Annotated in this window: 10 protein-coding genes; 3 read left to right on the top strand and 7 right to left on the bottom strand. The window is 71.3% G+C overall.

The window, feature by feature from the left end:
• Positions 1–33 precede the first annotated feature (33 nt).
• The 3 genes from leuE to Voc01_RS04180 all read right to left on the bottom strand — a co-directional run bounded on the left by leuE (position 34) and on the right by Voc01_RS04180 (position 3707).
• The gene (gene leuE, locus Voc01_RS04190) at positions 34–672 is read right to left on the bottom strand and encodes a leucine efflux protein LeuE (RefSeq protein ID WP_239159929.1); all 639 of its coding nucleotides are present in this window, start codon (positions 670–672) and stop codon (positions 34–36) included.
• A 59-nt stretch (positions 673–731) separates the two neighbouring features.
• Positions 732–1763: a vanadium-dependent haloperoxidase gene (locus tag Voc01_RS04185; protein ID WP_203925897.1), complete on the bottom strand. Its 1032-nt coding sequence runs from the start codon at positions 1761–1763 to the stop codon at positions 732–734.
• A 228-nt stretch (positions 1764–1991) separates the two neighbouring features.
• Positions 1992–3707: an ABC transporter family substrate-binding protein gene (locus Voc01_RS04180; protein ID WP_203925896.1), complete on the bottom strand. Its 1716-nt coding sequence runs from the start codon at positions 3705–3707 to the stop codon at positions 1992–1994.
• Positions 3708–3915: 208 nt separating this feature from the next.
• Between Voc01_RS04180 and Voc01_RS04175 the strand changes: the two genes are divergently transcribed.
• Positions 3916–4833, top strand: coding sequence for a helix-turn-helix domain-containing protein (locus Voc01_RS04175; RefSeq protein WP_203925895.1), 918 nt, complete (start codon positions 3916–3918; stop codon positions 4831–4833).
• Here the strand turns inward: Voc01_RS04175 and Voc01_RS04170 are convergent.
• Positions 4830–6455, bottom strand: a complete 1626-nt coding sequence (locus tag Voc01_RS04170) for a serine/threonine-protein kinase (protein WP_203925894.1) — start codon at positions 6453–6455, stop codon at positions 4830–4832. The two genes, Voc01_RS04175 and Voc01_RS04170, sit on opposite strands and share 4 nt — an antisense overlap.
• 87 nt (positions 6456–6542) lie before the next feature.
• The gene (locus Voc01_RS04165) at positions 6543–7847 is read right to left on the bottom strand and encodes a nitric oxide synthase oxygenase (protein WP_203925893.1); all 1305 of its coding nucleotides are present in this window, start codon (positions 7845–7847) and stop codon (positions 6543–6545) included.
• Positions 7848–7979: 132 nt separating this feature from the next.
• On the opposite strand from Voc01_RS04165, the gene Voc01_RS04160 reads away from it, so the two are divergent.
• Positions 7980–8849, top strand: a complete 870-nt coding sequence (locus Voc01_RS04160; RefSeq protein WP_203925892.1) for an MEDS domain-containing protein — start codon at positions 7980–7982, stop codon at positions 8847–8849.
• Positions 8839–9273 carry an ATP-binding protein gene (locus Voc01_RS04155; RefSeq protein WP_239159934.1) on the top strand — a complete coding sequence of 145 codons (435 nt, stop codon included), beginning with the start codon at positions 8839–8841 and terminating at the stop codon, positions 9271–9273. The genes Voc01_RS04160 and Voc01_RS04155 overlap by 11 nt, the downstream gene beginning before the upstream one ends.
• Positions 9274–9869: 596 nt before the next feature.
• On the opposite strand, the gene Voc01_RS04150 is transcribed toward Voc01_RS04155, so the two are convergent.
• Both Voc01_RS04150 and Voc01_RS04145 read right to left on the bottom strand, forming a co-directional pair.
• Complete coding sequence (locus Voc01_RS04150; protein WP_203925890.1) at positions 9870–11024, bottom strand: DedA family protein; 1155 nt, start codon at positions 11022–11024, stop codon at positions 9870–9872.
• Positions 11025–11270: 246 nt separating this feature from the next.
• Positions 11271–11702, bottom strand: a complete 432-nt coding sequence (locus Voc01_RS04145; protein WP_203925889.1) for a hypothetical protein — start codon at positions 11700–11702, stop codon at positions 11271–11273.
• Between the last annotated feature and the right edge of the window lie 3 nt (positions 11703–11705).

Below are 11705 nucleotides of genomic sequence, written 5' to 3'. Positions count from 1 at the left end.
AACGATCAACAGACACCCGAACCCCCAGCGCCATTAGCCTGACGCGAGTCGCAGACCGAAGCCGAGGAACACCGCGCCCACGACGCTCGTCATGCCCGCCGAGAGCCGCCGCCGGCGGCGGAACTGCGTGGCGAGGAACGTACCCGTGAAGATCAGCAGGCTCAGGTACAGCGCGCTGGTCAGGCTCGCGATCGCGCCGAGCAGGAGGAACGACACCGCCGGGTACGGGTAGGCCGGGTCGACGAACTGGATGAAGAAAGAGACGAAGAACAGGATCGCCTTCGGGTTCAGCAGGCTCACGACCAGCGCCTTGCGGAACGGGTTCTCGGCGGGCCGGGCCTCGGAAGCCGCGGGCAGGGAAGGCCGCCGCCACGCGCCGCGGATCATCCCGATCCCCAGCCACACCAAGTACGCCGCACCCAGGTACTTGACCAGCGTGAACACCGGCGGGTACGCCTTCAGGAGCGACGCGACGCCCGCCGCCGAGAGGACCATCAGCACCGCGTCTCCGACGAAGACGCCCGACGCGGCCCGGTAGCCGTCGGCGACGCCGCGCTTCGCGGCGGTGGTCAGCACGTACAGAGCGTTCGGCCCCGGCAGCAGGATGATCGCGACGGTGCCGACGACGTAGGTCCAGAGATCGGTGACTCCCAGCACGCGCTCATTGGACACCCGCCGAAGATCGCGAGCAGTAAGCGCCGTCACATCCAAAGCCCCTTACCGGGGAAAGCTCAGACCGAGTGGCCGGACCACCGGCTCAGGCACCGGAACGCCACCCGCCGGCCGAGCGCCGCGCCGGCCTCCGCCGACGTGCGCAGGTGGAGTCCGGCCCATACGCCGGCTTCGACGCACTCCGCGGTGAGCTGCCGCCAGTCGGTGAACGAGCGCCCGCCCACCCGCAACGGCGTCGCCGGGTGACCGGCGAGCGCGGTCAGCACGATCTCCGCGGCGCCCGCGTACGTGGTGTGCAGGCACGGGAACTCCGGCTCGCCGGGTTCGGGCTGCACGAGCGGCGTCCACACCGAGCGGGCCGGACCGCCCAGCGCCCGCGCCGGCCGCCACCGCGGATGCCGCTCCCCGGCGGCGTACCCGATGATCTGCGCGTCGAGCGTCACCACGTGCAGGACCGCGACCAGCCCGACCCGCTCGAGGATCGGCGCGTCGAGCGCGGCCAGGGCGGCCCGGACCGCCGGGGTGTACGTCGCCAGCGACGGCTGGGTCCAGAACCGGGCCACCTCCGTCTGCTCCGGGGTGCGCGCGGCGCTGTCGGCCGATCCGAGCGTGCGGACCTCCGCCAGGTCGCGGGCGTAGTCGGGGTGCTCGGGACCGGGCGGCGGCTCCGGCGCGACGTGCGCCGGCGACGCGATGAGGTACGGCCGCCACGCCGCCGGGTGCGGACCGTCGTCGGACCGCTCGGCCAGGACGTCGTCGGCGGCGAGCCGGCCGGCGTCGATGCCCCGGGCGACGGCGCGGCGGGCGAACAACTGGTCGCGACCGAGCCGGTCGAGGGTCGCGGCCGCGGCGGCGGCCAACGGCTGGGCGGCGGCCGGCACGAGCGTCTCCAGAACGTTCTGGACGGCGGTGACCAGCGCCGCCGGCGCGGCCCGCCCACGGCGGATGTCGCGGACCGCCCGGCGCGCAGCGAGCCAGGTCACCGCCCAGATCCGGCTGGCCTCGGGCGGGCTGACCGCGCCACTCAGATCGACGGCGTTCGCGGTGTGGTCGAACCACTCCAGCACGGGGTCGTCGGTCGAAACGGTCATGCCGAACCGGCCACCCGGTGTCGTACCGGATGACCGGTTCCGCCGTATCCGACCACTGGATCCCTTCCCCCAACCAGGACCACCATCAATGCCTACGCATCGCCCTACCCTGAAGTTCGCCGCAAGCATCGGTCTCTACCTAAACGATGCTTGTCGGTTACACGACGTGGATCAGGTCTGCGCGGGTGACTGATTGTCCGAACGGTCGGCGGAGGGGCGTCCCAACGGTCAGGCGCGCAGGCCCCACTCCTGCATGTTGTAGGTCGGGCCGGCACTCGTCGCGTTGTTGCGGACGTTCGCGAAGTCCGAGTAGACCGCAAGGAGCACAGCCTTCTGGAACAGCGGCAGGTTGTACGCCTCCTTCGTCATGATCTCATCCGCCTGGTTGAACAGGTCGCGCGCCTTCTTGGCGTCGAGCGTGCGCGCGCCCTCCTCCATCAGCGCGTCGGCTTCCTTGTTCGACCAGTTGCCGTAGTTGCCGCCGGCGTTCGTGCTGAACAGGTCCTTCTTGTCGGAGGTGAACGACGAGCCGACCCAGCCGAAGATGATGAGGTCGAAGTCGCCGGTCTCGAGGGTGTTGCCGAGCCGGTCGGTCGGATCGATCGTGATCGTCACGCCGATGTTGGCGAGGTTCGCCTGGATCAGTTCGGCGGTCTGCTGCCGCAACGCGTTGCCGGTCGTGAACCGGAAGCGCAGCGGCGCCACCGGTTCGCCCTGTGGCGTGATCAGCTTGCCGCCGTCGAGCCGGTAGCCGGCGTCGGTGAGGATCTTCTTGGCCTTGTCGAGGTCACCGGAGCCCTGGCCGGTGGCCGTCACGTGGTCCTTGTAGCCCTCGGTGCCGGGCATGAAGATGTGGTTGTTCAGCGGCTCGGCGCCGGGGAAGAACCGCCCGACGGTGCGCTCGATGATCGCCTTGCGGTCGATCGCGGTGAAGATGGCCTGCCGCAGCGCCATGTTCTTCAGGAACCTGTTCTCCAGGTTGGCGTCGACGTGCTCCCAGTTCGGGCCCTTGGCCAGGTTGAAGTTCACGCCGGGCAGGTTCTTGATCTGGTTGACGAGGTCCTCGTTCGGCTGGGAGAGGAGCGCCTGCACCTCCTTGTTGCGCAGCGCGACCGGGTGCTGGGCCTGGTCTTCGACGATCCGGAAGATGACCTTCTCCAGCGACGGCTTGGTCTGGCCGTACCACTTCTCGTTCGGCACCAGCGTCACCGACTCGTCCTGCTTGTTCTCGGCGATCTTGAAGGGGCCGCCGGACCAGGTGGGCGGTGCCGCCTTGAACGCGTCGAACGAGGCCTTGAGCCCGGCCGGCGTGCCGAGGTCGCCCGCTTTCGCGGCGATGTGCGCCGGGTACAGGAAGTTGAACAGGCTCATCCAGTCCGGGTACGGGTTGTCGAAGGTCAGCGTCACGGTGCGGTCGTTGTCCGACCCGGTCACCGCCGAGATGCCGTCGTAGCCGGCGGTGGCCGCGGGGGTGCAGTCCGGGCAGTCGCGGCCGTTGTTCCACTTCCAGAACGCCTCGAAGTCCTTGGCCGAGATCGGGGTTCCGTCGTCCCAGACGGCCTCGGGCCGGATCTTCAACGTGACCTTCATCGGGCTCTCGCCCTCGACCTTCGGCTCCTCGACGAAGAGGTCCCGGCTCCAGGTCACCGTCGAGTCGGGGTTGACGATGATCGGTGCCGGCAGCATGCCGGCCATCACCTGGCCGGTCTCGTACGTGTTGCCGTCGCTGTCGAACACGTTCCAGTTCGGCAGCTTCTTCTCGATCACCAGCGTGAGCGAGCCGCCGGGTTTGGTCGTTCCGGCGTTGCAGGTATTGGGTTTGCTGTCGCACTCGGAGAATCCGGCCGAGGACGTGTTCTTGTCCTCGCTGCCGGATGTTCCGCACGCCCCCAGGACCATAACGGCGATCAACCCGACCGCCGTCACCTTTCCTGATCTGCGCATGGGCAACTCCTCGATCGGTGTCGCGGCTGGTAGCCGCGGCGTAGCAGCCAGCGTCAGGGCCGGTCGGAGCGCGGAACAACGACTTTCAGCGGTGGCTGAAACTGCCGCTCGGAATTCCCCGATTCGTGATGCATCCTTCCGGCCGTCTCATGAATCCCTTATCTAGAAGGCTTCTGTTTCGTCCACAGTGGACAACAGGGGTGGGTGAATGCTGCGTCTGCGTTTCTCCGCAAGCGATCTGGGCCGGGTGCGCCTGCGCGGCACCCTGGGTCCGCTCGCCGAGACACTGTTGGCGCTGCAGACCGTCGGGCAGGCGCTGGGCGCCCGCGACGCGGGGCCGTACGGCGAGTGGCGCCGCCGGGTGCTGGCGCGGCTGCCGTCGGTCGCGGCCGCCGCCAGGTCGCTGCCGTCGGGAACGGCCGCCGGGCTCTACGCCTACCTCGGGCCGTCCGCCACGGTCGAACAGGCGATGGTCGCGCTGAGTCGGTCAAGATCTATGGGACCGCGTGAGCACGGCCCGGCAAACCGGCTGGCTGCCCTGCTCGCGGTGGGGTACGAGTCCGGCATCGCCCCGCACTGGCCGGCGATGCGGGCGCACCTCGACGCCGAGTACGCCAGCCGGGCCCGGGTGCTCGTCGAGGGCGGGATCGACCGGCTGTTCGGCACCCTGCACCCGGGCCTGTCCTGGTCGCCTCCGGTGCTGGAACTGCGTGGGTCGCCGGCGGACCCGGTGGTCGAGCACGACCTCGCCGGGCGCGGGCTCGACGTGGTCCCCGCGGTCTTCTGCCACGGGGTCCCGGAGATCTTCCTCCCGCCCGGCGGGCAGGCGGTGCTGATCTACCCGGCGGGCGCCGGTCCCGCGACCACACCGCGCGCCGACGCGGACCGCGCGGTTCCCGACGGCCTCGCCGACCTCCTCGGGCAGACCCGGGCCGCGGTGCTCGCCGCGCTCGCCGGCGGCGGCACCACCGGCGAGGTGGCGCGCAAGCTGCGGATCAGCCCGGCGGGCGCCAGCCAGCACGCCACGGTGCTGCGGCGGGCCGGGCTGATCCTGAGCACCAGGCGCGGCAACAGCGTGCTGCACACGCTCACCCCGCTGGGCTCGGCGCTGCTCAACGGGCCTTAGGACGTGCCCGCCGGCCAGAAGCCCCCGACGAGCACCGCGATGTAGGTCGTGTAGCCGAGCGGTTCGTAGGCGGGGAGGAGCACCGAGAAGGAGTAGCAGTAGCCGTCGGCGATGAACCAGCGGCTGACCGTACGGGTGGCTCCCCGGCCGGGGTCGTTGTAGGTGTACTCCCACTCCAGGCCCTGGTTGCGGAAGTACTGCACCGGCTCCAACCGGATCAGGGCGTAGTCAGCCGGTGCGCCGGCGGAGCCGTTCGTCCACGCCTGGCTGCGGGTCTGTGCCGCGGCCAGCGAGCCCTCGGGCGGCGCCGGCCACCGGTCGACCTCGATGACCTTCGGGCCGGTCGGTTCGTGCAGGGAGGTGACGGTGCCCTTGTGCCGCACCTCCCAGCCCACCGGGGCGAACATGGCGAACCGGCCGGCCTCCGCGTAGTAGGCCCAGCCCGTGGGCGGTGACATGCGCAGGCTCGGCGGCGCGCTGGCCGGTGCGACGAACACGGGCGCCGGCGTCGCGGATCCGGGTGGTGGGGTCGCGGTCCGGTCGGGGCGGTCGGTGGCCAGCAGCACGACGGCGGCCGCGAACACGCCGAGCGCGACGATCACGGCGGTGACGATCAGCCAGGCACGTCGGCCGGGACCGCGCAGCGCGGGCTCCGGTGCGATCTCGGCCTTCGCCGGTGGTGCCGGCGCGTCGGGCGGCGGCGGCTCGGGCAGGGCGTAGTCGGCCGGCCCGTCCGGGTCTTCTCTGGTGGCTGGTGCCGTGCGCTGGCGGGGGAGGAGCCTGCCGGCCCGCACCCGGTTCTCGCCGTCGGCGATGCGCATGAGGATCCGCTCGACCTCGCTGGCCCGCAGCCGCGCCCGCGGGTCCTTGCGGAGGAGACCGGAGATCACCGGCTTGAGCGGGCCGGCGTGGCCGGGCGTCGGCGGGCGTTCGGTGGCGAGCGCGGTGAGCGAGGCCATCGCGGTCGACCGCGCGTATGGGGAGGACCCCTCGACGGCGGCGTAGAGCGTGGCGCCCAGCGACCACAGGTCGGCCTCGACCGAGGAGACCCCGTGCTTGGCGCGCTCGGGCGCGACGTACTCCGGCGACCCCCACACCAGGCCGGGCCGGGTGACCGAGGACTTGCCGCCCTGGAACGTGGCCAGGCCGAAGTCGGTGAGCACCACCCGCCCGTCGTCGGCGATGAGGACGTTGCCCGGCTTGATGTCGCGGTGCAGCACGCCGGCCGCGTGTGCGGCGGCCAGTGCCCGCAGGACAGCGAGCCCGATCTCCGCCACCCGCGCCGGCGGGAGCGCACCCTCGTCCTGCAGGATCTGCTGCAGGCTGCGGGACCTGACGTACTCCATGACGATCCACGGCCGGTCGTCGACGCCGAGCACGTCGTAGATCTGCACGACGTTCGGGTGGCTGAGCCGGGCCGTCGTGCGGGCCTCGCGCAGGGTGCGGGTGCGCAGCTCCTCGCGTTCGTCGAGGCTGAGGCCCGCCGGCGGGTCGACCTCCTTGATGGCGACGTCGCGGTGCAGCACCTCGTCGCGGGCCAGCCAGACCCGTCCCATGCCGCCGGTGCCGAGCGGGTCGCGGAGGCGGTACCGCCCGGCCAGCAGGGCCGGCGACTGTGTCATCAAGGACACTGTATTGCCTGCACAGGGCCTTGGCAGAGGGCCTGACGGGTTCGTGCGCTTTTGCTATCTCGCTTGCTATTTCGCTCGCTATCTCGATTGCGGAACGGCCGGTCTGAGTGGAAGTCGGGGGGTGGGCACCCGTCCGCGCGCCGGGCACCGGGCCGGCTGCGGGTGCTGGTGGAGCGCGTGCTGGTGGGGGCGCGGCGACGGGCGCGGCGACGGCCGGTGCAGCTGCGGCCGTCCGCTGGTGGCCAGGTCGCGGGCGTCCTCGTCCAGGTAGAAGTTCGGGCGCTGGTCGATCTCGGCGTAGTAGCGGTGGAAGACCGGCGTGATGCCGCCGGACACGGGCGGCACGATCCAGGTCCAGTCGGCCGGCACGACCCGGCCGGCCTTCTCCTCCTTGGCGCAGTGGGTGATGAAGTGCCGCGACTCGGTGTGGTGGTCGCTGATCCGCGCACCGGCCCGGTCGAACGACCACAGCACCGCCCGGTTGAGCTCGATCAGCGCCCGGTCGCGCCACAGCGACCGTTCGGTGCCGGTGTCGAGACCCATCAGCTTCGCGATCAGGGGCAGCAGGTTGTACCGGTCGGCGTCGGCGAGGTTGCGGCCGCCGATCTCGGTGCCCAGGTACCAGCCGTTGAACGGCGCGAGCGGGTAGTTGACGCCACCGATCGACAGCCGCATGTTGGAGATCGCCGGAACCGCGTGCCACCGCAGGTTGAGGTCGCCGAACCACGGCAGGTCGGGGTGCGCGAGCGGCACCTCCCACACGGCGTCGTCGGGCAGGTCGAACACGCGCACGCCGTCGCCGGGGGTCTGCACCACCACCGGCAGCACGTCGAACGCCTCGCGCTTGCCCTGCCAGCCCCGTTCGGCCATCGCCGTGGTGAAGTCGACGTAGCGCGGGTCGCCGAGCACCGACCCGTCCGGACGCCGGTAACCGGCGTAGCGCACCAGCTGTTCATTCCAGATCCGGGCGTACGGCTTCCGGGGCCCCGCGGGAGCGAAGATCGTGATCACCGGACGGATGACCTTCCGGTCCCGGTCACCGGCGGTGCGCAGGTGGTCGACGACCTCGCTGAAGATCTCGTCGGCACCGGTGACGTGCCGGCGGTCGCGGACCACGAGGCTCTTCCAGTAGAGGCGGCCGATGCACCGGCTGGCGTTGCGCCAGGCCAGTCTGGCGCCGTGCGTGAGCTCCGCCGGCGTGTGCGTGTACGTACCCGTGGCGGCGATCTCCGCGGCGACCTCGGCCAGCCGCGGTTCGGCTGGTCCGAGCCCGGGCTGGTCGGTGTGGACCCGTCGGATGAACTCGGCAGCCTCGGCGGAATCGACGGTCGCCTCCGGCTGCCACGGGAGCGCGGGCGCGTCACGGTATCCAGGAACAGGCACGATCCGGATTTTGTGAGTCACGCTCCGCAATGAATCGCACCGCGTGTCCGACCGGTTCGACGATCACCTGTGCGGGTAAAGATCGGGCGCGCTTGGAATACAGTGATCGGTTGTCCGGAGAGGGGGACGACAATGGCGCAGCCAGCCACCGTCGACGAGCTTGAGCCGGGTGACCACGCCTGCCTCACGTTCACCGACGCAGACGAGCGGCTGGACATCGTCGCGGCGTTCGTGCGTGACGGTCTCGACCGTGGCGACAAGGTTGTCTGCCTGACCGACACCCTCGACCCCGACCACCTGTCCAACGAGCTGTCCGAGCGCGGGCTGCCGGTCGAGTCGAGCATCTGCAGCGGGCAGCTGGAGGTGGTGCCGAGCGTGTCCGCCTACGTCGCCGGTGGAACGTTCGACGCGGCCGAGGTGATCCGCGGGTTGCGCGCCCGCATCGACGGTGCGCTCGCCGAGGGCTACCCCGGGCTGCGGATCTCGTCGGACATGGTGTGGGCGCTGCGTCCGGTGAGCGGCCTCGAGCAGCTGCTGACGTTCGAGGTGCAGTTCAACGAGCTGCTGGCCAGCCGTCCCGCGATCGCCGTGTGCCAGTACGACCGGGCCGGCTTCGACGCGGTGTCGCTCGCCGGTGCGTCGGCCGTGCACGGCCGGGGTGTGGCGGCGGTGACCTACCACAGCGACGCCGTCCTCCGGATCTGCCGCCAGCACATCCCGCCGGGTGTCCGCATCGCGGGCGAGCTCGACTACCGGGGGCTCGACCCGTTGACCCGCGCCCTGTCCGAGGCGGTGCGGCTGGACAGCCATCTCTTTCTCAACCTGGCACCACTAAGCTTCATCGACGTGGCGGCAGCGGGCGTAGTGCTGCAGACCGCGTACGGGCTCGTCGGGGGCAAGCTGATGACGGTGGTCTGCCAATCCACGGTCGGCAAGGTCCTCCGGGCCCTTGGCGGCGACGAGATCGCTGCCCTCAAGCTGGTCGTCCGTGATGTCGGCTAGCTGGCAGAGCCAAAGTGACGGTGGGGCGTCGGGCCGGGCGCCCGACGGGCTGGAGCAGCGCTTCGACTCGTCGAGCCTGGTGTCGCTGCGGTCGGCGGTGGCCGCTCACGGCAGCGCGCTCGGGCTGGCGGCGGGCCGGGTCAACGAGCTGGTGCTGGTGGCACACGAGATGGCGACGAACGCCGTCCGTCACGGCGGCGGCAGCGGCCGGTTGCGCATGTGGCGGGTCGACGGTTCCCTGTTCTGCGAGGTCGCCGACGACGGCGATGGTTTCCTGTTCGCCCGTCCGGACCACCGGCCCGACCTGAGCGCGTCGGGCGGCCGCGGCCTCTGGATCATCGCCTGCATGGTCGACGAGATGCGCGTCGACTCCGACGAGGCCGGCACCACGATGCGCGTCGAGCTCCGCCTCACCCGTCCCTGACGTGGCCCGGTGAGGGGGTTGGCGGTCGCTGCCTGCGTGTGCGCGGTGGCCGGTACGGTGGCGGTCGTCGTCGCCAGCGCGGCCACGGGCACGGGCTACGGATACGTCAGTGAGGCCGGCGTGCCGGGTGCGCCGCTGGCAGACCTGTACCGGGCCGGGGTGTTCGCCGTGGCGGCGGCTCTGGCCCTGCTGGCCGCGGCGCTGCGGGCTCACCTGGGTGTCGACCTGTCCGACCTGGGCCTACGGACCGGGGCCAACCCCTCGAAGCAGGCAAAAACCCCCACACCCGCGGACGACCTCGACCCCGCCTCCGGCGACCGGCCCTTAACCGCGCCGGCCGAGCCTTGCCCCGCCGACCGGTCCCTCGCCGCGGTGGCCGAGCCCCACCCCGCCCTGGCGGAAATACCCCTCGCCCTCGCGGACGACGTTCACCCCGCCCTCGGGAACGAGGCCCGCCCCGCCCCGACGAATGAGGCCGGCGCCGCCCTCTCGGACGACACCGGCCACGGAGTTCTCAGGGTTGCCAGGGACCCGTCTCCGGGCCGCCGAGGGCAGGGATTTCGAGGGCAGCTTTCCCGACTGCGGCAGGCGCTGGTTCAGGCGTGCTCGCGCCGGGTGGCCCAGACGGTCCGGCGCCTCGACCTGGACCGGCTCGCCGGAATGATCGCCGTGCTCGCGCTGGCGTTGGCGGCACCGCTGGCGGCGACCTCCGGAGCCGTCCCCTGCACCACCGGCTGCCCCCTGCCGCCGTACGAGAGCGCCAGCCACCAGGACATCGCACACGCCGTGGCCAGCATCGGCGGGTTCGGGTTGGCCGCGGTGGCCATGATCGTGCTGGCGTTGCCGTCGCTCTCGGCGCTCACCGTGCTCACGGACCCGGCCGGGACCGCGTCGCCGGTGGCGACCACCGCGTCGATGCCCGGACCGCTCGGAACCGCCACCGCCGGCCGCCTGCGGACCGCGAGCCGCCTGGGCGCCGGCCTCGCCGTGCCCCTGCTCGCCGCCGCCGGCCTGGCGATGCTCATCGTGGGCCGCGGCCTGCTGACCGGGACGCTCGAACGGGCCGCGCTGGTGACCTCGCTGGGCTGGCTGGTGGCGGCCGCCGCGACGATGGCGACGACCCGGCCCTCGCCGGCCGACTCGGACGGGGCGGCCATCCGCCGCCGCACCTGAGCCAGCGTGACCCAGCCGATCGCCAGCCCCGGCACGCCGAACAGCAGCGTGGTGTAGATGTTCGAGGTGCCGAAGACCGCGCTGCCCAGGCTGTTGGCGACCAGGCCCAGGGTGACGTACCCGGCGCCCCACAGGGCCGAGCCGATCGCCGCGTAGGCGAGGAACCGCCGGTACGGCATGCGCAGGCTGCCCGCCGCGATCGGGACGATCGTGTTGAAGATGGGCAGGAACGGCGCGGCCAGGACGACCCGGCCACCGCCCTTGGCGACCAGCTTCTCCGCGTTGTCCCACCGGTCCTGCCCGATGCGCCGGCCCAGCCAGCTGCGCCGCAGCGGCCCGGCCAGGAAGCGCCCGAGCAGGAAGGTACCGGTCCACCCGGCGAGCGTGCCGCCGACGACGGCCGCGACCACCGCGAGCCCCGCGAGCGGACCGCGGGCGGTGGTGGCCGCCAGGACGGCGACGTCGGCCGGAATCAGGATGCCGAGAACCGGCAGCGAGTCGAGTACCAGGGCGAAGCCGACGAAGACGCTCACGAGCGCGGTCGACAGCTCCGTGGCTGACCCGAGCAACTCGTCCATCTTCGTGCCCTTCCCCCTGCGTGACACCGGTTGATTCCGGCTGTAAAACACGCTATGAGCCTGAGGCGAGCGGGGCATCCGGGTTTAACCCCTGACTTGCTACCGGGGTTACCCCCGGACGCGACCCGCATCGCAACTGGCGCAATAGGTTCAGCTTCCGCCCAGTAGCCTGAGAATTAGCTGAAGGTGTGCCCCAGGGCACACGTAACCTGGGACACAAATCTGTCACGGGGGTACGACAGAAATTCAGGACGGCCGAGCTTCATGCCCCTGCCGTCCGTGGGAGCGCCGTTGCTCCTTCAGTTCGGCTTCGTGCAGATGCCGCCGGCCGCCGGCAAGCGTATCGCGGGCCAGCCGCTCCAGCTGCCGAAACGTCTCGTAGTAACCGTCGTCGTACTCTTCGACGATCTGAAAGGTCCAGCGGCCGGCGATCACGTTGCGCCCCACCAGGTCCGTGGTGATCCGGTCGGCGATCTCGTCGTGGCCGGCGGAGCGCAGCAGGGCGACGGTGTCGTCCAGCAGGAAGTCGGCCTTACCGGTGAGCTGGTGCAGGGAGTAGAGGTGGCCGCGGACCCGTTCGACGGTTTCCAGCGCCTCGGTGAGCTTGCCCAGGCCGGCGACGGTCTCGTCGGATACGCCGGCCGGCCTGACGTGCTCCTGGTCGGGGCTCTCGATCATGCG

Source organism: Virgisporangium ochraceum, from assembly GCF_016863655.1.
GTDB classification, from domain to species: domain Bacteria; phylum Actinomycetota; class Actinomycetes; order Mycobacteriales; family Micromonosporaceae; genus Virgisporangium; species Virgisporangium ochraceum.
Note: the sequence above shows the minus strand (reverse complement) of the source record. Positions and strands in the feature narration are given on the sequence as shown.